The following is a 20,895-nucleotide window of genomic DNA, read 5'->3' on the forward strand; positions in this document are numbered from 1 at the left end:
GAAGAAACCATGTCAATCGCTACCGAAACCAAACTCGAATTCGCCAAACTCGGTTCCCGCATCGGCGCCGAAATCCGGGGCCTCGACCTCAGCGGCGACCTCTCCGCCGAAACCGTCGCGCAGATCAGGGCGGCCCTCAACGAGCACAAAGCCCTGGTGTTCCGTGAGGCCAACATCCTGAGCGACGAGGCGCAATTGAAGTTCGCCAGCCACTTTGGACCGCTCACCACCGCGCATCCCACTGTGGCATCCGTGGAAGGCGAAGCGAACGTCCTTCCGGTGGACAGCGAAAACGGCTCGGCCAACAATTGGCACACCGATGTCACGTTCGTGGTGAACCCTCCCCAGGCGTCCACCCTGCGCAGCATCGACCTTCCCGCGTATGGCGGCGAAACCTTGATCGCGAGCTCGGCCGGGGCGTACCAGGACCTGCCGGACGAACTGCGCAACTTCGCCGACACGCTGTGGGCCATCCACACCAACGATTACGACTACTCCGTACCGAAGAACCTTGAGCACGAAAACGCGGAGGAGCGGCGCAAGGAGTTCACCCGCCTCAAGTTCGAAACCGCGCACCCCGTGGTGCGGGTCCACCCCCTGACCGGCGAGCGCGGATTGTTTATTGGGGGATTCGCGCAGCGCCTCCGGATCGTGGGTCTGTCCAACACTGAGTCAAAGGACATCATCCGCTTGCTTCAGGCCTACGTAACCCGGCCCGAGAACGTTGTGCGGGTGAACTGGGAGCCGAACCAACTGGTCCTCTTCGACAACCGGATCACCCAGCACTACGCTCCGGACAACTACGACGGCCAGCCGCGCAAGCTCAACCGCGTGACCATCGCCGGGGACATTCCCGTGGGCGTGGACGGCAAGCCGAGCCAGTCCATCCAAGGTGACTCGTCCGCGTATTCGGTTGTCGCACCGCTATAACAGACTGTGTGTTGTTGCAGCCATAAGAGCCGGAAAAGCCCGGGCTGACCCGCGTTGTGCGGGCAGCCCGGGCTTTTGGCGTTACGTTTATGGGAGCCTGTTCCCCCGCGCCGCCACCCACAGGGCGTACCACTCGGTGCGGGTCATCGCCTTGGCTGCGGCAGCCGCGTCCCCGCACGCCGCGATCCTGGCCGGATTGGAACTGCCCACCACCGGGGAAATCCGTGCCGGATGCTTCATGAGCCAGCCCAGCAAGACCGCTTCGGGCGTGGTTCCCTTGGTATCCGCGAGCTCTGTCAGTAGCCCGGCGGTCGCCGCGTCGGCCGCTGTGGCGCCATCCGCCGTCGAGCCCGTATAGCGGCCCTGGGCGAGCGAACCATAGGCTTGCAGCTCAATCCCGTTGCTCACGCAATGTTCCACGGTGCCGTGCGGGAAGCTGTAGCCAAGCGCGTCGTCGTGGTTGACCAGGACAGTGCTCTCGAGCCAGGCGCGCCTGTGCAGGCTCATTTCCAGTTGGTTGGCGACAATCGGCACCTCCAGGTGTTCCTGCAGGAAAGCGATCTGGGCGCCGGACATGTTGGACACGCCCAATTGCCGCACCTTGCCTTCCGTGATGAGCTGCCCGACGGCGGCCGCCACCTCGGCGGGCTCCATGAGCGGATCCGGCCGGTGAAGCAGGAGGACGTCCACGTAGTCTGTACGAAGCCGTTTGAGGCTTCCGTTGACCCGGTCCAGAATGGCGTCCTTGCTGAGGTCGTAGTAGCCGTCCCTTCCGGCTTCGGCGAGGCGGATTCCACACTTGGTCTGCAGCTCAATTTTTTCGCGCAGGCCAGATGTCCGGGACAAAACCTCACCGAACACGGCTTCCGATTTCCCGCCGCGGTAGATGTCGGCGTGGTCGAACAGGGTAATCCCGATGCCCATGGCCGCTTCGATCGCTGCCGCCGCCTGGTCTATCTCTTCGTTGCCATAGTCGGGGCTGTCCCACGGGCCTCCCAAGCCCATGCAGCCGTAAATCAACCTCTTTGCAGTCATTTTCAAACTCTTTCACAACACAAAGCAACGCGGGGTCACTTACGGCCCGTCCCGAGGGACATCATGGGCTGTAAGTGACCCCGAGTTGCATGGAGGAGGGGCTAGACGAGCCAGGCCGTGGTGTTCCCCGGGAGCTTGCCGCCGTCGAGCGGTCCGCTGCTCACGACGACGGTGCCGGCCGGAAGTGCCACGGGCTCGCTGCCGAAGTTGGTCACCGACTGCCAGCCGTTGGGCCGAGCGAAATGCAGGACCGAGGCGTTGCTGGACGGGATCCATTCAAGTTCCTCGGACGCCTGCAATTCACTGCGCAGCCCCAAGGCCTTGCGGTACAGCTCCAGCGTGGACCCCGGAACGTTCTCCTCCGCCTCGACGGAGTACCCGGCGAACCATTCCGGCTGCGGCAAATGAGCATGTCCCTCGCCGAAGCCGAAGGAGGAACCTTCGCTCGTCCACGGAAGCGGCACGCGGCAGCCGTCACGTCCGATGTCCACACCCGGGTTACGGAAGAACGCCGGATCCTGGCGCTCGCTGTCCACGATGTCGCCCACTTCCTGCAGCCCAAGCTCTTCGCCCTGGTACAGGTAGGCGGAGCCCGGGAGGGCGAACATCAGAAGCGAAGCGGCGCGGGCGCGGCGCAAGCCGAGTTCGGCGTCGACGTCGGAGGCCAGGCCGCCGTCGAGCAGCCACGCCTTGCCGTCCTGGCCGTGACCCTCCACGCCGACGCCCTGCGGCAGCCCGTAGCGGGTGGCGTGGCGGACGACGTCGTGATTGGAGAAGACCCACGTGGACGAGGCACCGGAAGCCGCAGCCTCCGCCAGGTTCTTCGTGATGATGGTGCGGAACTGCGCGGCGTCGAAATCGGCCTTGAGGAGGTCGAAGTTGAACGCCTGGCCAAGGCCTTCCGGGCTCGCGTAGCGGGCGCGCCGGTCCGCGTGCACCCACGCTTCGGCGACGGCGGTGCGCGGCGGGTTGTACTCGTTGAAGACCTTGCGCCACTCGGCATAGACCTCGTGAACCTCATCGCGGTCCCAGAACGGGTGGGCGCCAAGGGAGTTCTCGCCTTCCTTGGGCAGTTCGGCCTTCGAAGGCAGGACCTCCGGCAAGTGCTTCGTCAGCGCGTGGGCGACGTCGATGCGGAAGCCGTCAACGCCGCGGTCGGACCAGAAGCGGAGGGTCTTCAGGAAGTCCTCGCGGACCTCGGGGTTGTCCCAGTTGAAGTCCGGCTGCTCCTTGGTGAAGATGTGCATGTACCACTGCCCGGGCGTGCCGTCCGGTTCCGTGATGCGCTCCCAGGCCGGTCCCCCGAACACGGAGTCCCAGTCAGCGGGCGGCAGTTCACCGTTCTTGCCCAGGCCGTCGCGGAAGATGTAGCGCTCACGGGCGGCCGAGCCCTTCGGGGACGCCAAGGCTTCCTTGAACCATTCGTGCTGGTCCGAGGAGTGGTTGGGGACGATGTCCGCGATCAGCTTGATGCCGGCGGCATGGAGGGCGGTAGCCATCTCGTCGAAGTCGGCCAGGGTGCCGAGCTTCGGGTCCACGTTGCGGTAGTCGTCGACGTCGTAGCCACCGTCGGCCAGAGCCGAGGGGTAGAACGGGCTCAGCCACACTGCGTCAATGCCGAGGGACTTGAGGTACGGAACCTTCGCCGTGATGCCTTTGATGTCGCCCAGTCCATCGCCGTTCGCGTCGGAAAAACTGCGCGGGTAGATCTGGTAGACAGCCGCTTGGCGCCACCAGTTCGGGTCGGCCATGCGCTCGGATCGCTGGGAGTCGAGGGAAGTTGCCTGAGTGGCGGTGGTGGACAAAGGAATTCCTTTTCTGTGTCGTCTGTGACTGCTGTGTGGGCGCATCAGTGGTTCAGTGGTGTTCAAGTTTTATTTAGACTCTAAATTTACTGCTTGAAGTATTATGGGACGGAACCGGACAGGAGGTCAAGGGATGCCGGAAACCATCACCGCCACGCCCCAAATGCTGCGGAGAGTCAACGCCGCCACCGTGCTCGAAACGATCCGCTCGTCCAACGCGGTGACCGTCACGGAACTCATGGACGCCACCGGACTGACCAGGGCAACCACCATCGCCGTATGCGAAGACCTCATGGCCCGGGGCTGGATCCGCGAACTGGAAAACCAACGCGACTTCGGCACCTACCAAAAGGGCCGGCCCGCGAGGCGATTCGAACTCGACGAGAGCGTCGGCTGCGTCCTGGGCATCGACGTCGGCGTCCTCAAGACCACCGTCGTGGTCGCCGACCTCCGGGGAAAGACGACCGGGCGCGCGAGCAAACCCTTCCGGGCCAGGGCCATTCAGGCGCCGGAAAGAATCCGGGTCATCAGTGAAACCGCCCTCCTCGCCCTCGAGGCCGCCGGAGTGGCGCCGGACAAAGTCCTCGCTGTTAGCGTCGGCCTGGCGGCCCCCGTGGACCGTGCGGGAAACATCCTGGACAGCCAGCCCTTCTGGCGCCTGTTCGACGTCGGACTGAAGACGGCACTGCACGACCTGCACGGTTGGGCTGTCCTGCTCGAGAACGACGCCAACCTCGCGGCACTGGGCGAATGCTGGAAAGGGGCCGGCAACGGCGTCCAGGACCTGGCTGTGCTCCTCGCCGGCGAGCGCTTCGGTGCGGGCTTGGTCGAGGCCGGCAGGCTCCTCCACGGCAGCCGCGGAGCCGCCGGAGAAATGGCCTACCTGGACATGGTGGAAGGCGTCGGCTCCCCCGAAGGCCTCGCCGCATTAGCCAGGCTCTGGGCGGAGGAAGCACTCGCCGAGGGCGCGAAGACTGCGCTGCGCACCGCCGTTCCGGTTCGCAGCGAAGTCACCGCGCAACACGTCTTCAAGGCGGCCGCTGACGGGGATGCCGTGGCCTTGGACATACTCGACCGGCTTTCGGACCGGCTGGCCCGCGTGGTGTCGACGCTCGCGATCATGCTCAATCCGGAACTCGTGGTGATCGGCGGCGCCGTGGCGGAGTCGGCGTCGGTCCTCCTGGAACCGGCCGCCCGCAAGCTGGCCGCCTACACAGCCACTCCCCCAAGGCTGGCGGCATCGCCCCTTGGCGACGCGATCGTCGGCATCGGGGCAGTCCGGCACGCTCTCGATTACGTGGAGAAGCACTCGCTGGACCTCCAATTGCGGCGGGGGTAGGCGGGGTTAGTCCGGCATGGCCATCGTCCGGAGATCGAGTTGGCGGAGCACCCGATCAGCCACCTCGGGATCCATACCGGGTTCGCCACGGGCGGTGACCACCTCCTGGCGTGCGGCATCAAGCGCAATGGTCTGCACCGCGATGGCCAATTCCCTGCCGCGCTTGCGATTTTCCGCCTCCGAGCCGCCTTTCAACGTTCCATCCATCAGTTCGGCATGGAGGTGGCTCATCTTTTCCTTGACCATGGCCACTTTGTCGGCGGGAAGCTCCTTGATCAGCTCATGCTCCTTGAGGGCTGAAATGGCCGCGTTCTGGGCCCGCTTCGCGAGCAGCCGCGCCGCGTGCTTTTCGTGGGAGCCGTCTTCTGACGCCTTGAGGACGCGCATCAGCCACGGAAGTGTCAGTCCGGGCAAGACCAAGGTGGCCAGGAGCACAGCGCACGCGATCACCAGAATCTCGTGCCGGGCGGGGAACTCACTTCCGTCGGCAATCGTGAGCGGAAGAGCGAGCGCCAGGGCCAAGGTAGCGAGTCCGCGCATGCCGCACCACGTGAGGATCAGGACCTCCTTGGCGGACGTAGGCTGCAACACGTTCTTCCGTTTCCGCGCACCGATCGCCAGCAACCCCAACCAGGCGAAGCGGACGGCGAATACCAGCACGCACACCACCAGCGCCACGCCGACCATCCCGAAGATGGCCTCGCCTTCTGTTTCGATCACATGGTGGATTTCCAAACCCACCAGGCCAAATGCCAGGCCTGTCGCGAGCAGTTCCACAACGTCCCAGAAGGCGGTGCGGGTGACCCGCTCGGCAGCGTCCTGGGGCCGCGCGTGCCGCTGCGTTTCAAGGGCAGTGACGACGACGGCGATCACCCCCGAGGCGTGGAGCTCCTCGGCGAGGATATAGGCGGCAAAGGGAACCACCAACGTCACGGCGCTGCGCGCCACCATCGACGTGACCAGCATGGTGATGAGCCGCGTGAGCCAGCCCATCGCGATGCCCACGATGACCGCCAAGGCGGCACCTTCCACGAAAAGGGCCACGACGTCGGCACCCACTTTCGTGCTCGAAACGCTCGCCCCAACGGCAGCTTGGAAGATCACGATAGCGGCGGCGTCATTGAACAAGCCCTCGCTCTGCAGCACTGTGATCAGCCTGCGCGGCATGTGGACCCTGCCCGCCACTGATTCCACGGCGACGGGGTCGGGCGGTGAAACCATGGCGCCGAGGGCTATGGCCGCTGGAATGCCGATGCTGGGAATCATGAGCCACGCAGCCCCGGCGACCACCGCCGTCGAGACCACCACGAGCGCCACTGCCATCAGCAGCAGCGTCCGCCAGCGGACCCGGAAAACCGCCCAGGAGCTCTTCTGTGCGGTCGCGAATAGCAAGGGCGGAAGGAAAATGGGCAGGATCAATTCCGGCGCCAGCTCAAAGTCGGGGAAGCCCGGAATGAACGTCATCGCGACGCCCAGGAGGAGCATCAACACCGGATACGGAAGCCGAAGGCGATCCCCCAGGCCAACGGCCAGCACCGTCGCGAGCAGCAGTCCAACAATCAGCGCCAATTGGTCCATATTTGTGGTTTCCCCAAACGTTGTAGCGGCAGCACCCCTCAAAAAACCCAAGGGGCGACCGTACCAACCTATCCCGGCAACGCGCCCTTTTCCTTGGCCAGGACTTCCTTGGCTATGACGCGGTCACGGCCTCGATAACTGGTACAGTGCCGTCGCGGAATTCGATGGTGCGGCGAACCGTTTCCGGGAGTTCCAGCACTGCGGCCGCTACCAAGGCCACGTTTGCGCGGGATGTTTGCCGCCCGTTTGAAGGATCGGCCGGGTCCACCTCGATGAGCCCTGAACCGGGATCGCTGGTCAGCGCGCCCGGCCCAAGGATCGTCCAGTCGAGCTGCGTTGACCGAAGATATTCGTCTGCCGCGGCCTTCGCCTCGGCGTAGGCGAAGAAGCTGTCCTCCTTCGGCACGCCATGGCCGGGGCCGGCCCCCAGGTACGACACCATCACGTATCGGGAAATGCCCTGTTGCGCTGCGGCATCCATCGAGCGGATGGCGGCGTCCCGGTCGACGGCATACGTGCGCTCCGGATTGCCCCCGCCGGCTCCGGCAGACCACACCACTGCGTCGTGGCCCTCAAGCGCTTCGGCGAGGTCCGCCGTCGTGGTCTTCTCGACGTCGAGAACAACTGCCGCCGCCCCGGCCTCGGAAACGTCTGCAGCGTGATCGGGATTGCGGATGAAAGACGTGACGGCGTGGCCTTCGTTGCTGAGGATGCGGGAGAGCAGGAGCGCTACTTTGCCATGGCCACCAATGATTGCGATTCGACTCATGGACCCATTCTGTCGCAGCGGTCAAGCCTTGCCCCGGGGACCTTGGTTAATTGGTTCCAAAAACCGGGCGCCCGCAATCTTTAAAAAGGAAGGCTTGGGGAAATATTAATTTCCCCAAAATTATAAGCTTGCTTCCTAATTACGTTGTCGCCGCCTGCTCAAAAGCGCCCGTCATCGCGCGGGAATTGAGGCCTTGCTCTCACTGGAAGACTAGCCAGCAGAACTGAGCAAGTAGCCAGCACTTAGTTAGCGCGAAAAGCAAGTGGCACCCACTCGTGTGAACGCAATTGCCCCATTTCTACACTCGAATTACCTGCAGCAGGAAAAGAAATAGCTCTTTCATAAATTCCGCCACCGGAGTGTCCAAAGTCCTTTCGTTGGATTTATTCGTCGCGACGGGATCAGAGGGCTTTTTCTGTGCTGCGCAATTAAGCAAAAGGGTCTCAACAAGCGCCATCCCCTGCGCCTGCGCAACACCTCCGGACCAGCTACCCGGCCGGACCGTAGACACCAGGAAATTACGGGGATACGAGATGTACCACCAGGAGTTCATACACCGGAGGATCGGGGGACACAGCGCCCTGGCCCTGATATCCAGCGGAATAAACACGCTGGCAAGATACAAAGCGGCCATAGTCACGTGGACCATCGTCGCTATTGTTGCCATCGCGGCGGTCTTGACGCAGAACTATGCGCAGACATTGGCGCCGGCAGGCACAAACAACACCCTCGCGTCCGGCCTTGATTCTCGGGCCACCAGCCAAAGCGCTGCCGGCGCCGCGGCTCCAACGGCAGCAACACCGTCGTCGGTCGCGAGCTCGGCACCCGTTCCTCGTTCGGCGCCCGCTCCGAGCTCCGCGCCTGTGGCGGCTCCGGCAGCTCCAGTGATCCCGGCCCCGGCCCCGCCGGCTGCTCCGGCGGCTGATTCCAACACTTACACGGTGGTCAGCGGGGACACCGTCGGCTCGATCGCGGCCAGGTTCGGCGTGGACGTCAACGCGATGCTCGCGGCGAACGGCCTCAGCGCGTACTCGGTGATCGTACCGGGTCAGGTCCTGAAGCTGACCGGGCCCCCAGTACCCGTAGCTACCCCGGCCCCGGCACCGCCGCCCGCTCCTGCGCCTGTACCGGCCGCGGCACCCGCAGCCGCACCGGCGCCCGCAGTGCGAACCATTTATGTGGCGGGTTCAGGCGGGCAAGCGGCAGTGGACAGTTGCATCGGCCCCATCCACTTCACGCCTACCGACGCCTACTCGCTGTTCATCACGGAGCATGACTTCTGCGGCGGCTGGGCACGCTTCTCGGGCATCGGCGTCGGGGAAACCGTGAACATCGTCGGCTACGGAACATACACCGTCACAGCACGCGGCCAAGTACCCCAGGGCGGAACCACCAACAACGTAGCGGCCGTGTTCGGAGGATTCCCCCGGGCCATCCTGCAGACCTGCATCCCCGGCACCAACCAGATGCTGGTCATCGGTCTGAACTGACTATTGGCGTCTCGAAGGCCGCCCCTGCGGCTGTTCCTGACCCTGTTTGAGGCCTCCGGCCACCCATGGATGGCGTGTCGACGGCATGTCGGGACGGCTTCGCCCTGAAAGAGGGTCAGGGACGAGCACCGCGGTCAGGAGCTTCCGAAAAACAAAGCAGGCCGGAAGCTGAATGCTTCCGGCCTGCTGATTTGGTAGCGGTGGGGAGGCTCGATCTCCCGACCTCACGATTATGAGTCGTGCGCTCTAACCAACTGAGCTACACCGCCACGAATGAGAAAAACCTGTGTCAAGCCGGTCAAACCGCCTTGACACAGGCCCTCATTCCGAGCCCCCCACCGGAATCGATCCGGTGACCTCGTTCTTACCAAGAACGCGCTCTACCACTGAGCTAGGGGGGCAACGAGTAAATACTCTACCCGACGTTTTGGCAGGCCACAAATCGGCGCAAAGCCAAGGAAAATCAAGGCCGACACAATTTGCATCCAGCGCAAGAACATGATCCAAAAGGGTGAGAAAACGGCCTGAAGAAGCCCTGACCACACCGCTTAAACCACCAAGGGCCGGCTCGAAAGCCGGCCCTTGGCCACAAGTTCAGGAACTAGTCCTGTTTACCACTTGCCCTTGCGATTAAAATCACGGTCTCCGCCGCCACGGGGCTTGCGGGCGCCGTCGCCGTGTCCGCCGAAGCGCGAACCGCTGGACTGGCCGCGATCGCGGTCGCCATAGCTGCCTGCCGTGCGCTCGGAACGATCGCTGTATGAACGGCCGCCGCGGTCTGCGGAGGAACGTTCACCATCAGACTTGCGGAACTCCTTCTTGAAACCGCCGTTGCCCTTGAAGTTCCCGCCGCGGCCGCCACCGGAGTAGCCGCCACGCTCGCCACCGGAGTAGCCGCCACGCTCGCTGTTGGGGCGGCGCCCCTTGTCCAGCTCGAGGTGGATCAGCTCGCCGCCGATGCGGGTGCGGGACAGCGCACGCAACTGCTCCGGGCTCAAGTCGGCCGGAAGCTCCACCAGGGAGTGGTCCGAGCGGATGTCGATGCCACCGATCTGCGACGACGAGATGCCGCCTTCGTTGGCGATGGCACCCACGATGGAGCCCGGCATGACGCGCTGACGGCGTCCGACGGCGATCCGGTAGGTGGCGTTGCCCTCGGTCAGCGGACGGTTCGGCCCGCGGGAACCAAAGCCGTCCTTGGAGCGCTCGCGCTTCTGGAATTCCGGTGCTGCCGGCAGGTCCTTGACGAGCAGGGGCTGGCCGCCCTGAGCCATGACCGCCAGTGCTGCTGCGATCTCGGCCGCGGGAACCCCGTTCTCTTCCTCGTACGAGGCGATCAGGTCCCGGAACAGCGAGACGTCCTCGGATTCCAGCGTCTCGGTGATGCGCTCGGCGAACTTGCCGAGGCGCAACGAGTTGACGGTCTCGGCGGTCGGCAGGTGCATTTGCTCCACGGACTGGCGGGTTGCCTTCTCGATGGCGCGCAGCAGGTACTTCTCGCGCGGCGTCATGAAGAGGATGGCATCGCCTGCGCGACCAGCGCGACCCGTGCGGCCGATGCGGTGCACGTAGGACTCGGTGTCGTGCGGGATGTCGTAGTTGACCACGTGGCTGATGCGCTCAACGTCGAGGCCTCGGGCTGCGACGTCGGTGGCCACCAGGATGTCGATGCGGCCTTCCTTCAAGGCGTCGACGGTCCGCTCACGCTGCTGCTGAGGAATGTCGCCGTTGATGGCAGCGGCCTGGAAGCCGCGGGCCTTCAGTTTGTCGGCGAGGTCCTCGGTAGCCATCTTGGTGCGCACGAAAGCGATGACGCCGTCGAACTCTTCAACCTCAAGGATGCGGGTCATCGCGTCGAGCTTGTGCGGTCCCATGACCTGCACGTAGCGCTGGCGGATGTTGGTACCCGTCGAGGTCTTGGACTTCACGGAGATTTCGGCGGGGTCGTTCAGGTACTGCTTGGACATGCGGCGGATCTGGCCGGGCATGGTGGCAGAGAACAGGGCAACCTGGCGGGTTTCCGGGGTCTCCTGGAAAATCTGCTCGACGTCGTCGGCAAAGCCCATACGCAGCATTTCGTCGGCTTCGTCCAGCACGAGGTACTGGAGTTCGGAGAGGTCCAGGGATCCCTTGGAGATGTGGTCGATCACACGACCGGGGGTACCGACGACAACCTGGGCACCGCGGCGGAGGCCGGCAAGCTGCGGGCCGTAGGCGGATCCACCATAGACGGGGAGGACGGTGAAGTCTTCCATGTGCTTGGCGTACGAGGTGAAGGCCTCGGCGACCTGCAGAGCCAGTTCGCGCGTCGGAGCCAGGACAAGGGCCTGGGTCTTGCGGGACGGGCCGTTGATGTCGTGCAGTTCAGCCAGGCGGGACAGGGCCGGAACAGCGAACGCTGCGGTCTTGCCGGTACCCGTCTGGGCGAGTCCGACGACGTCGCGGCCTTCGAGGAGCAGCGGAATGGTGGCTGCCTGGATGGGTGAGGGCTTCTCGTAGCCGACGTCCTGCAGGGCCGCCAGGACGCGGGGGTCCAGGCCGAGGTCGGTAAACCGGACGCCTTCTTCTTCCGTCGCGTCGGCGGAGTCAGCGTCGCCCGAGCCAGCAGCGGCGGAGTCAGCGGCGCCGGAATCGGCGGCCGGTGCGGTTTCGACGCTCTCGGAGGTCTCTTCGGCGGTGGGCACGGAAGTGTCGGCGGATTCGGCGTCGAAAGGATCGTTCAGGGTTTCGGGCATAGGGAAGGTTTCCTCATCCATAGGGGGCCAGTCGGCGCGACCCGGTTGGGCTTGGCCGCAGTACACGTTGCGGGCAAAAGAACCGGGCGGCCCTTGTGCTCGCAAAGAAGTCCGGCGCTGTCGCAATCCCATGGCAGGACTTCCCGCTGCATCTCTTGGCTGCTATCTCAGCAGTCTGTACAGCGTTTTCTTCGCCCGGCTCTCCCTATGAAAATGCCCGCACGCAATTGCGGGCCCCAACACTGACCAGTCCTGCCTCAAGAATTGGGCAGGAAAAAGGGATTTCCGGAGTGGGGGATATTTCAATTGTAGGGCACAGATTAGTCGCCAAGTGACGGAACTGTCGACGACGGCGGTGAGCTTGCGCACACAGGCACCGCGGCTGCCGCTTGGGGTGCTCGCCGGCAGGCTGGTTCCAGTCAGTCGCCTCAGGCCTCGACGCCGTTGCGCCGCAAGAGTTTTTCGAAGCTGTCGTGGTAGTCGGACTGCAACAGGATTTCACCGTCCGCTTCGGCGTCGAGGAGCAACTGCATGTCTTCGAGGTTCGGATTGCTGAACCACTGCCCCACCGTGATGCCGTGCTTCGGGACGAACAACGTGTGGATGTAATCCCCCGCCGAAATGGTCCCCGTCCTGACGACCCGCAAGTAGGCGCCGACCCTTCCGGCCTCGGTGAATCGCTTCACCCATTGAGGCTCATTCATTCTCCGCTGAAACGTTGCGCAGGGCACGCGCGGGGACGTGACTTCGACTTCCACATCCATGCCGATCTTCCAGCGTTCACCAATGACGGCGCCGGTTGTCTCGATCCCGGTCACGCGAAGGTTCTCGCCGAAAATACCAGGGGGCATGTCCCTTTGGAGTTCGTTCGCCCAGTAGTCGGCGTCGGCCTGGGAGTACGCATACAGCGCCTGGTCTTCGCCGCCGTGATGAATGCGGCTGGCTTGGATGTCTCCGTGGAGACCCAGCTTATGGACTTTCACGGGTCCCTCAACCGGGCGCTTGTCGATCGCCGTCACTCCCACCGACCCTTCGGGATCGGGCAGGAGCTCGTGCACCCGGCAAACAGCAAGCAACGATGCGGTATCCATGCGTACAGTCTACGTACGCCGTTACGGATCGAAGCGATACCCCATGCCGGCCTCGGTGTGCAGGTGGCGGGGCCTGGCCGGGTCGCGTTCGAGCTTGCGCCGGAGCTGCGCGATGTAAACCCGCAGGTACTGGGTTTCCTTGGCGTAGGCTTGCCCCCACACCTGCGTGAGGATCTGTTGCTGCGAAACCAACCGGCCGGCATTTCGCACCAGCAATTCGAGGATGTTCCATTCGGTGGGCGTCAGCCGCACTTCGGATCCATCCTTCGTGATTTTCTTGCCCGCCAGGTCCACGAGGAAGTCGGCCGTCTGGACCGTGGGCACTTCATGCCGGGGCGTAGCCCTCCTCGAGGCGGCCCGGAGCCTGGCCAGGAGTTCGTCCAGGCCAAAAGGTTTGGTCACGTAGTCGTCGGCACCGGCGTCGAGGGCTTCCACTTTGTCTTCCGAGCCGTGCCGGGCCGACAACACGATGATCGGCATGGTGCTCCAGCCCCGGATGCCCCTGATGACGTCCACGCCATCCATGTCCGGCAGTCCCAGATCCAACACCACGATGTCCACTGGCTGTTGTGCCGCGGCCTTCAGCGCATCCGTGCCGTTGCCCACGCTGATGGCCCGGTAGCCGTGCGCGTGGAGGTTGATCTGCATGGCACGGGCGATCTGGGCCTCGTCTTCCACGATCAGTACAAGGTTCATGGCCGTTCTCCTGTCCACAGCGGGAGCGTGACCACCATGGTCAGCCCGCCTCCCGGCGTCACCTCGGCCATGAGCGTGCCGCCCATGGCTTCCGTGAATCCCTTGGCTACCGCGAGCCCCAATCCGATTCCGCTGCGTCCGTCAGGGCTCGACGCGGCGTCGTCCAGCCGTTGGAACGGACGGAACAGGTCCAGCACTTCGGCGGGCGCGACGCCGCGGCCGTGGTCCGTCACCCGCAGTTCGCTTGCCGGCCGGCCGCCGACGGCGATTCCCGCACCGGTGCGGGCCGTGAGCACAATGTCGGATTCGGGCGCGTATTTCGCCGCGTTCTCCACGAGGTTCGCAACCACGCGTTCCAGCATCCCGGCGTCGGCCTCTACGAACGGAAGGTTGGCCTCAAGCTCAGTCCGCACGCGCCCTGCCGGCACCCCGCGCAACGCTTCCGTGAGGATCTGGTGCCAGCCCAGGCCGCGGAGCAAGGGGTTCACGGCGTCGGCGGTCAGGCGGGACATGTCCAGAAGGTTGTCCACCAAATGGTCCAGGCGGTCGGCATAGTCTTCGATCGTGGCGAGCAGTTCGCGTTCGTCGTCGGGATCGAAGGTGACGTCTTCCTGCCGCAGGCTGCTCACTGCAAGCTTGATGCCGGCCAAGGGAGTGCGGAGGTCATGGGACACGGCACGCAGGATGGATGTCCGCATCTTGTTGCCTTCGGCCAGGCGCAGGTTGTCTTGCCTGCTTTTGACCAGTTGCTGGCGCTCTCGCACCGCTACGACGTACGCGCCGAACGCGGCAAGCATGCGGTGGTGCTGTTCGGAGAGCGGTCCGCCGCGGAGGAGGAGCGTGTAATTGGGATCGACGACGGCGGCGTGGTCGGCGGCGGCATGGGTCACCGGCGGTTGCTGGCCGGAGCTCGCGAGGACGGTCCAGCCCGCGCTACTCTCCTGCGGACCGCCGGTTAACACCAGTGTCACGGCTTCCATGCCGAGGTTGATCCGCACCTTGTCCAGGAAGGATTCGAGGCTGCCGTCCGAACGCAGGATGCGTAGGGCAAGTTCGCTCAACGCTTCCGCCTCGGCGCCCGAGTGTGCGGCTTCCTGGGCGCGTCGCGTGGCCAAGCCCACCGCCAGTCCCACACTGCACGCCACGGCCAGGAAGATCACCAGGGTGAAGAACGTGGCGGGATCGTCAATGGTCAGGGAGCCCACGGGGTCGGCCCAGAAATAGTTCAAGAGAAAACTGCCCAAGACCGCGGCCACCACTGCCGGCCACAATCCCCCGACAGCGGCAACGGCTGTGGCAACCGCCAGTTGGAAGAGCATGATCATGGCGAAGTTGCGGTAGTTCAGCGCGGACACCAGGACCTCGATAGCCACCGGAAGCAACAACGCCAGGACCATTCCAAGCAGGACCCGGCGTCGCCGGATTCCCCTGGCTGCCCGGCGCGGCAGCCCGGTTCCGTTCACCTCTGCCGCGGCCATGGCTCAATTCTGGCACGCGCCGCACATGCGTTGCACCGGCTGAGCAGGTACGGCACGTGTGCAGCAGCGGCGGGCCCGGCACCGGCGCGCCCGGGCTCCTGCGAACGCGCGCCCACCAAGGAGCATGTCCAGTCGTAGGATGCTGCCATGAGCCATTCAACGACGAATACCTCTGACGTCCTCGACCTCGATTCCCTCCTGAACACCGACGAACTCGAGCTTCGCCAACGGGTCCGGGATTTTGCGGACCAACGCATCCGGCCGAACATCGCCCGTTGGTACGAGGATGCCGTGTTCCCGCGGGAACTCCCGGCCGAACTTGGCGAACTCGGCGTGCTTGGAATGCACCTCGAGGGGTACGGCTGCCCGGGCCGGACCGCCGTCGAATATGGCCTCGCCGCCATGGAACTCGAGGCCGGCGATTCCGGTATCAGGACCTTCGTGTCCGTCCAGGGTTCGCTGGCAATGACCGCGATCCACCGTTGGGGCAGCGAGGACCAGAAACTCGAATGGCTCCCTCGTATGGCTGCGGGCGAAGTGGTCGGCAGCTTCGCGTTGACGGAGCCGACGGCAGGTTCGGACCCGTCGTCGATGGCCAGTTTCGCGCGGCGCGACGGCGAAGGCAGCGACGCTGGCTGGGTCCTGGACGGTTCCAAGCGCTGGATCGGCCTGGCATCGATCGCGGACGTCATGGTGGTCTGGGCGAACACCGAAGACGGCATCCGCGGATTCCTTATCCCCGCAGGAACGCCCGGCGTCACGGTGACCCCCATTGGATCGAAGCTCTCCATGCGAGCTTCGATCCAATGCGATGTGGAGTTCGACGGCGTGCGGCTGGGTCCCGAAGCACTCCTCCCGGGTGCAGACGGGCTCCGCGGGCCATTCACGTGCCTGAACGAGGCCCGCTACGGGATCGCTTGGGGTGCCATGGGAGCAGCCAGGGACTGCTACGAATCCGCGCTCGAATATGCCCGAAGCCGCATGCAATTCGGAAAGCCGTTGGCCAGCTACCAGTTGACCCAGGAAAAACTCGTGAACATGCACTTGGAGATCCAGAAGGGGACCATGTTGGCGTTGCATTTGGGCCGCCTGAAGGATGCCGGGAGGCTACGTCCCGAACAGATCTCCGCGGGCAAGCTGAACAACGTGCGCGAGGCCATCGCCATTGCCCGCGAAGCCCGCACCATCCTGGGAGGCAACGGCATCACCTTGGACTATCCGCCCTTGCGCCACGCCAACAACTTGGAATCAGTGCGAACCTACGAAGGCACCGACGAAGTCCACCTCCTGGTCCTGGGCAACCATCTCACGGGAATCCCGGCGTTCCGGGGCTGAGCACACGAGTTGCGCGCGGATCCAGCGCCCCCGGTTTCAGGCGCTTACCGCGAGCGGTTCCTTCTTTCCCGCGTCCTTGCGGATCGTGGCGCTGATGATCGCTGCTACCGTGCACATCGCCGCGGCGCCGATCCACGCATAGGTGTAGTGGCCTGTCGCGTCGCGAATGTAGCCCGCCAGGATCGCGGCCGCGGCTGCCCCGAGTTGGTGGGCGGCAAAGACCCAGCCAAAGACTACCGAGCCGTCGGCGCCGAACACTTTGCGGCAGATGGCAGCAGTCGGCGGCACGGTGGCTACCCAGTCGAGACCGTAGATCACCACGAAGATCACCATGCTCGGTTCCACAGTGGAGCTCAGCAACACAGGCAGGACCAGCAGGCCGATGCCGCGGAATTGGTAGTACACGGCCAGGAGCACCTTGGGATTGAAGCGGTCGGTCAGCCAGCCTGACGCGATGGTGCCCACAATGTCGAAAATCCCGACGACGGCGAGCAGTCCGGCCGCCGTGGTTTCCGGCATTCCATGGTCGTGCGCGGAAGGAATGAAATGGGTGCCGATCAGCCCGTTGGTCGTGGCACCGCAAATGGCGAAACCCGCTGCGAGCGCCCAGAAGGTACGGACCTTGCTGGCCCGCTTGAGTGCCTGCAATGCCCGAACGGCAGCGTTGGGCGTCTTGAGCGCCTCGGTCTCCCCCGCATTGGCGACCTCCGCGGCGGAAGGTGCCTCCGCCGTCGTTGTCTCCTCTTCGGCACCATAGGGCAGGACCCCGACGTCGGAGGGCGAGTTCTTGAGCCAGCGCAGGACCAGCGGGACTACCGCGAGCGCGCCGGCGGCGATCAGTAGCGAGGCGCCGCGCCAGCCGGGGTTCTGGGCAAGGACGGCGATGAAGGGCAGGAAAACCAATTGCCCGGCGGCACTTCCCGCGGTCAGGATGCCGATCACGAGGCCGCGGCTTTTCGCGAACCAGGTGTTGGCAATGGTGGCGGCGAAGACCAAAGCCATGGATCCTGTGCCGAGGCCGATCAGCAAGCCCCAGGTCAGCAGGATCTGCCACGACTGGTTCACGAACACGGTCAGCGCCGACCCCAAGCCGATCAGGCACAGTGCCGTGGCGGTAACCGCGCGAATGCCGAAGCGTTCCATGAGGGCGGCCGCGAACGGGGCGGTGAGGCCGAACAGCACGAGGTTGATGCTGACAGCGAGGGACAGGACTGTGGTGGACCAGCCGAACTCCTGCTGCAGGGGAACCATGAGCACGCCGGGTGCGGCCCGGAAGCCGGCCGCCCCGACCAATGCGAGGAATGCGACGGCGGCCACTGCCCAAGCTGGGTGCAGGCGCCGGTTCCGCCGGGGTTTGCCGGTGTCGACTTGGGTGAGGTCCGGTGCTGTCATGACTGGGACTCCGATTCGTTCCGGTGGCTGGCGTCAGGGATCGGGGCTGTGGCCAGCGCTACGGGGTGTTCCGAGCGCGTGAAGCTGTGCCAGCTCGTGTTGGCTGCGGTCAGCCGGGAGCCGCAGTGGGAGCAGGTATCGGCCGAGGCGGTCGGCAGACCGCAGGCATTGTGGATCACGCGCATGTGGGCATCGCCGGCCGGAGCATCGAGGTGCTTCTCCGACCACAGGATGATGGCGTTCAAGACGGGCAGTGCGTCTTCGCCTTTGGGCGTCAGGACGTATTCCTGGCGGGTCCTCGAGCCGTCGAGGTAAGGGCGCTGGGCAAGGATCCCGGCTTCCACCAGCCAGGCGAGGCGCTTGCTGAGGACGTTGTCCGCCACGCCCAAGCGGGCCTTGATGGCGTCGAAGCGGCCGTTGCCGAAGAAGACCTCCCGCAACACGAGGTTTCCCCAGGGGTCGCCGAGGATATCAAGGCCGCGGGCGAGGCTGCAGGTGCGCTCGGACCAGTCGGATCGTAAGGGCATGCACTGAGACTAGCTGGCTTTTCTAAAGAAAGCTAGGTGTGGCCGGACTCCTTGCCGGCAGGGCACGGGACCATCAGCCTGAAATGTTCGAAATGGCCTGCGCAAGGTCGGCAATGAGGTCTTCGACGTCCTCGATGCCGCACGAAAGGCGGATCAAGTTGACCGGTACAGCCAGCTCCGTTCCTTTGACGGAAGCATGGGTCATCTCCGAGGGGTAGTTCATGAGCGACTCGATGCCGCCCAGGGACTCGGCCAAGGTGAATACCGTGGTGGACTCGGCTACCTTGCGGGCCGCTGCTTCGCCTCCTTTGAACTGAACAGAAATCATGCCGCCGAACTTCTTCATCTGCTTCGCTGCGAGCTCGTGGCCGGGGTGGGACGGCAACCCCGGGTACAGCACAGCTTCCACCTCCGGGCGCCCTTGCAGCCATTCCGCCACGGCTTGGGCGTTCTCGCTGTGCCGGTCCATGCGCACGCCGAGCGTCTTGAGGCCACGGGTCGTCAGGAAGGCATCCATAGGACCGGACACGGCGCCGACGGCGAACTGCACGAAGCCGATCTTCTCCGCGAGTTCGGCATCCTTGACCACGATCGCGCCACCCACAACGTCCGAATGGCCGCCGATGTACTTGGTGGTCGAGTGGACCACGACGTCGGCACCCAGGGCGAGCGGGGTCTGCAAGTAGGGAGACGCGAAGGTGTTGTCGACGACGAGGAGGGCACCGGCGTCGTGCGCTATTTTGGCGAGCGCCTCGATGTCAGTGATCTTCATCATCGGGTTCGACGGCGTTTCCACCCAGACGATGCGGGTCTTGTTCTCGTCGACGGCGGCGGAAACCGCCTCAAGGTTGGACATGTCCACTGGGGTGTTGCCGATGCCCCACTCACCCAGCACGCGGTTGATAAGCCGGTAGGTGCCGCCATACGCGTCGTTACCGAGGACGATGTGGTCCCCGGAGCGCGCGACCGCACGGATCAGCGAGTCCTCCGCGGCGAGGCCCGAGCTGAAGCTGAAGGCGTGGGTGCCGCCCTCGAGCGCCGCCAACTGCTCCTGCAGCGCATCGCGGGTCGGGTTGCCGCCGCGGCCGTATTCGTAGCCGTCGCGCAATCCGCCTATGCCGTCCTGGGCATATGTCGAACTGAAGTGGAGCGGCGGAACCACGGCTCCGGTGCGCGGTTCGAAGGCCTGGCCGGCGTGGACAGCACGAGTGTTGAATCCTGCATTATTGGTAGACATGTGAACTCCTAGGTGCTCAGTGGTTCAGGTGCTCAGTGGTTCAAGTGCTCAGTTGCTCAGGTAGGCGAGAAGGTCGTGGCGGGTCAGGATTCCCACGGGAGCCCCGACGAATGTCACCATCACGGTGTCGACGTCGGACAGCAGCTCACGCGCTGCTGAGATGGTTTCCAGGGAGCCGATCACCGGCATCCGTTCCCCCATGTGCTCGGAAATCTTGTCGGTCAGTTTCGCATCGCCGCGGAACAGCTTGCTGGTCAGGGTGCGCTCATCGACGGCGCCCAGGACTTCGCCCATGACCACCGGCGGTTCCTGCGAGAGGACCGGGATGTGCGAGACGCCGAACTCGTTCATGATGTTGATGACGTCGCGGACGGTCTCGTTGGGGTGGATGTGGACGAGGTCCGGCATCTCGCCTGTCTTGGACTTCAGCACCTCCCCTACCGAGGCTTCTTCGCCACCCGACAGGAATCCGTAGGAGCGCATCCACTTGTCGTTGAAGATCTTCGCCAGGTAGCCGCGGCCGGAGTCCGGCAAAATTACGACGACGACGGCCTCCTCGCCCAGGTCCTTGGCGACCTCGAGCGCAGCCACCACGGCCATGCCGGAGGAGCCGCCCACCAGGAGGCCTTCCTCGCGGGCCAGGCGACGGGTCATCTCGAAGGAGTCGGCGTCGCTCACGGCGATGACGTTGTCCGGCACGGTCTTGTCGTAGTTGGCCGGCCACATGTCCTCGCCGACGCCTTCCACGAAGTACGGACGCCCGGTGCCGCCCGAGTACACCGAACCGGCGGGGTCAGCACCGATCACCTTGACCCGGCCGCCGTCGGACTCCGGACGGTTCGCCGAGACCTCCTTGAGGTAGCGTCCCGTGCCGGTAATCGTTCCGCCGGTGCCTGCGCCGATCACCACATGGGTGACTTTGCCGTCAGTGTCATTCCAGATCTCGGGGCCCGTGGTTTCGTAATGGCTGCCCGGAGCTGCAGGATTGGAGAACTGGTCCGGCTTGTACGCACCGGGAATCTCGGACACGAGCCGGTCCGAAACGCTGTAGTAGCTTTGCGGGCTGTCCGGGGCGACCGACGTGGGAGTCACCACCACCTCGGCGCCGTAGGCCTGCAGCACGGCCCGCTTGTCCTCACCCACTTTATCCGGGACAACGAAGATGCATTTGTAACCCTTTTGCTGGGCGACCAACGCCAACCCAACGCCTGTATTGCCCGACGTCGGTTCAACGATGGTCCCGCCCGGCTTGAGCTTTCCGTCCCGCTCCGCCTGTTCGATCATCTTGACGGCGATGCGGTCCTTGATCGAACCGCCGGGGTTGACGTATTCGAGCTTCACCAAGACGGTGGCCTTGATATCGCCGGTTACGTGGTTGAGCTTGATGAGCGGGGTGTGGCCAATGAGGTCCAGGACGGACTGGGCGTACTTCATAGGTACCAAGTTACCGCTTGGTCG

General features: G+C 64.5%; 16 protein-coding genes and 2 tRNA genes. 4 read left to right on the plus strand and 14 right to left on the minus strand.

Annotation, left to right across the window (positions count from 1 at the left end; genetic code table 11):
• The first annotated feature begins 9 nt into the window (after window positions 1-9).
• Window positions 10-930, plus strand: coding sequence for a TauD/TfdA dioxygenase family protein (locus tag E1809_RS01365; protein ID WP_133202426.1), 921 nt, complete (start codon window positions 10-12; stop codon window positions 928-930).
• A gap of 87 nt (window positions 931-1,017) precedes the next feature.
• Here the strand turns inward: E1809_RS01365 and E1809_RS01370 are convergent, their stop codons facing one another.
• Together E1809_RS01370 and E1809_RS01375 are read right to left on the minus strand one after the other, a co-directional pair.
• Window positions 1,018-1,965, minus strand: coding sequence for an aldo/keto reductase (locus E1809_RS01370; protein ID WP_235835372.1), 948 nt, complete (start codon window positions 1,963-1,965; stop codon window positions 1,018-1,020).
• A gap of 101 nt (window positions 1,966-2,066) precedes the next feature.
• Window positions 2,067-3,770: a glycoside hydrolase family 13 protein gene (locus tag E1809_RS01375; RefSeq protein ID WP_133202427.1), complete on the minus strand. Its 1,704-nt coding sequence runs from the start codon at window positions 3,768-3,770 to the stop codon at window positions 2,067-2,069.
• Between the two features lie 133 nt (window positions 3,771-3,903).
• Here E1809_RS01375 and E1809_RS01380 point away from each other — a divergent pair, with 133 nt between their 5' ends.
• Window positions 3,904-5,109 carry an ROK family transcriptional regulator gene (locus E1809_RS01380; RefSeq protein ID WP_133202428.1) on the plus strand — a complete coding sequence of 402 codons (1,206 nt, stop codon included), beginning with the start codon at window positions 3,904-3,906 and terminating at the stop codon, window positions 5,107-5,109.
• Between the two features lie 6 nt (window positions 5,110-5,115).
• Here E1809_RS01380 and E1809_RS01385 read toward each other — a convergent pair whose 3' ends face one another.
• Entirely contained in the window at window positions 5,116-6,687 is a 1,572-nt protein-coding gene (locus tag E1809_RS01385) for a Na+/H+ antiporter (RefSeq protein WP_133202429.1), read from the minus strand.
• A gap of 112 nt (window positions 6,688-6,799) precedes the next feature.
• Complete coding sequence (locus E1809_RS01390; RefSeq protein WP_133202430.1) at window positions 6,800-7,456, minus strand: NAD(P)-binding oxidoreductase; 657 nt, start codon at window positions 7,454-7,456, stop codon at window positions 6,800-6,802.
• 533 nt (window positions 7,457-7,989) lie between these two features.
• On the opposite strand from E1809_RS01390, the gene E1809_RS01395 reads away from it, so the two are divergent.
• Window positions 7,990-8,946 (plus strand): LysM peptidoglycan-binding domain-containing protein, encoded by a 957-nt coding sequence (locus E1809_RS01395; protein ID WP_133202431.1) that lies wholly within the window; start codon window positions 7,990-7,992, stop codon window positions 8,944-8,946.
• A 192-nt stretch (window positions 8,947-9,138) separates the two neighbouring features.
• Here the strand turns inward: E1809_RS01395 and E1809_RS01400 are convergent.
• The 6 genes from E1809_RS01400 to E1809_RS01425 form a co-directional block, all read right to left on the minus strand.
• Window positions 9,139-9,215 (minus strand) — tRNA-Met (locus tag E1809_RS01400).
• Between the two features lie 60 nt (window positions 9,216-9,275).
• Window positions 9,276-9,347, minus strand: a tRNA-Thr gene (locus E1809_RS01405).
• Between the two features lie 210 nt (window positions 9,348-9,557).
• Window positions 9,558-11,681, minus strand: a complete 2,124-nt coding sequence (locus E1809_RS01410; protein ID WP_133202432.1) for a DEAD/DEAH box helicase — start codon at window positions 11,679-11,681, stop codon at window positions 9,558-9,560.
• A gap of 428 nt (window positions 11,682-12,109) precedes the next feature.
• Entirely contained in the window at window positions 12,110-12,772 is a 663-nt protein-coding gene (locus E1809_RS01415; RefSeq protein WP_133202433.1) for an MOSC domain-containing protein, read from the minus strand.
• Between the two features lie 21 nt (window positions 12,773-12,793).
• The gene (locus E1809_RS01420) at window positions 12,794-13,468 is read right to left on the minus strand and encodes a response regulator (RefSeq protein WP_133202434.1); all 675 of its coding nucleotides are present in this window, start codon (window positions 13,466-13,468) and stop codon (window positions 12,794-12,796) included.
• Window positions 13,465-14,946: a sensor histidine kinase gene (locus E1809_RS01425; RefSeq protein ID WP_133202435.1), complete on the minus strand. Its 1,482-nt coding sequence runs from the start codon at window positions 14,944-14,946 to the stop codon at window positions 13,465-13,467. Before E1809_RS01425 ends, E1809_RS01420 begins: the two co-directional genes overlap by 4 nt.
• Window positions 14,947-15,093: 147 nt before the next feature.
• On the opposite strand from E1809_RS01425, the gene E1809_RS01430 reads away from it, so the two are divergent.
• A complete protein-coding gene (locus E1809_RS01430; protein ID WP_133202436.1) occupies window positions 15,094-16,281 on the plus strand; it encodes an acyl-CoA dehydrogenase family protein in 1,188 nt (395 codons plus the stop codon).
• A 36-nt stretch (window positions 16,282-16,317) separates the two neighbouring features.
• Here E1809_RS01430 and E1809_RS01435 read toward each other — a convergent pair whose 3' ends face one another.
• From E1809_RS01435 to E1809_RS01450, 4 genes are all read right to left on the minus strand, one after another.
• A complete protein-coding gene (locus tag E1809_RS01435) occupies window positions 16,318-17,673 on the minus strand; it encodes an MFS transporter (RefSeq protein WP_133202437.1) in 1,356 nt (451 codons plus the stop codon).
• Entirely contained in the window at window positions 17,670-18,200 is a 531-nt protein-coding gene (locus E1809_RS01440; RefSeq protein ID WP_133202438.1) for a winged helix-turn-helix transcriptional regulator, read from the minus strand. Before E1809_RS01440 ends, E1809_RS01435 begins: the two co-directional genes overlap by 4 nt.
• 73 nt (window positions 18,201-18,273) lie before the next feature.
• A complete protein-coding gene (locus tag E1809_RS01445; protein ID WP_133202439.1) occupies window positions 18,274-19,437 on the minus strand; it encodes a cystathionine gamma-synthase in 1,164 nt (387 codons plus the stop codon).
• Between the two features lie 48 nt (window positions 19,438-19,485).
• Window positions 19,486-20,871: a cystathionine beta-synthase gene (locus tag E1809_RS01450; RefSeq protein ID WP_133202440.1), complete on the minus strand. Its 1,386-nt coding sequence runs from the start codon at window positions 20,869-20,871 to the stop codon at window positions 19,486-19,488.
• Between the last annotated feature and the right edge of the window lie 24 nt (window positions 20,872-20,895).

The organism is Arthrobacter terricola (assembly GCF_004354015.1).
GTDB classification, from domain to species: Bacteria; Actinomycetota; Actinomycetes; order Actinomycetales; family Micrococcaceae; genus Arthrobacter; species Arthrobacter terricola.

Bases quoted from the DNA above. Each gene is read 5' to 3' on its own strand.
- E1809_RS01395 (WP_133202431.1), top strand. From the start codon at position 7,990: ATGTACCACCAGGAGTTCATACACCGGAGGATCGGGGGACACAGCGCC.
- E1809_RS01390 (WP_133202430.1), bottom strand. From the start codon at position 7,456: ATGAGTCGAATCGCAATCATTGGTGGCCATGGCAAAGTAGCGCTCCTG.
- E1809_RS01430 (WP_133202436.1), top strand. From the start codon at position 15,094: ATGAGCCATTCAACGACGAATACCTCTGACGTCCTCGACCTCGATTCC.
- E1809_RS01440 (WP_133202438.1), bottom strand. From the start codon at position 18,200: ATGCCCTTACGATCCGACTGGTCCGAGCGCACCTGCAGCCTCGCCCGC.
- E1809_RS01425 (WP_133202435.1), bottom strand. From the start codon at position 14,946: ATGGCCGCGGCAGAGGTGAACGGAACCGGGCTGCCGCGCCGGGCAGCC.
- E1809_RS01450 (WP_133202440.1), bottom strand. From the start codon at position 20,871: ATGAAGTACGCCCAGTCCGTCCTGGACCTCATTGGCCACACCCCGCTC.
- E1809_RS01445 (WP_133202439.1), bottom strand. From the start codon at position 19,437: ATGTCTACCAATAATGCAGGATTCAACACTCGTGCTGTCCACGCCGGC.
- E1809_RS01420 (WP_133202434.1), bottom strand. From the start codon at position 13,468: ATGAACCTTGTACTGATCGTGGAAGACGAGGCCCAGATCGCCCGTGCC.
- E1809_RS01385 (WP_133202429.1), bottom strand. From the start codon at position 6,687: ATGGACCAATTGGCGCTGATTGTTGGACTGCTGCTCGCGACGGTGCTG.
- E1809_RS01380 (WP_133202428.1), top strand. From the start codon at position 3,904: ATGCCGGAAACCATCACCGCCACGCCCCAAATGCTGCGGAGAGTCAAC.
- E1809_RS01415 (WP_133202433.1), bottom strand. From the start codon at position 12,772: ATGGATACCGCATCGTTGCTTGCTGTTTGCCGGGTGCACGAGCTCCTG.
- E1809_RS01370 (WP_235835372.1), bottom strand. From the start codon at position 1,965: ATGACTGCAAAGAGGTTGATTTACGGCTGCATGGGCTTGGGAGGCCCG.
- E1809_RS01435 (WP_133202437.1), bottom strand. From the start codon at position 17,673: ATGACAGCACCGGACCTCACCCAAGTCGACACCGGCAAACCCCGGCGG.
- E1809_RS01410 (WP_133202432.1), bottom strand. From the start codon at position 11,681: ATGCCCGAAACCCTGAACGATCCTTTCGACGCCGAATCCGCCGACACT.
- E1809_RS01365 (WP_133202426.1), top strand. From the start codon at position 10: ATGTCAATCGCTACCGAAACCAAACTCGAATTCGCCAAACTCGGTTCC.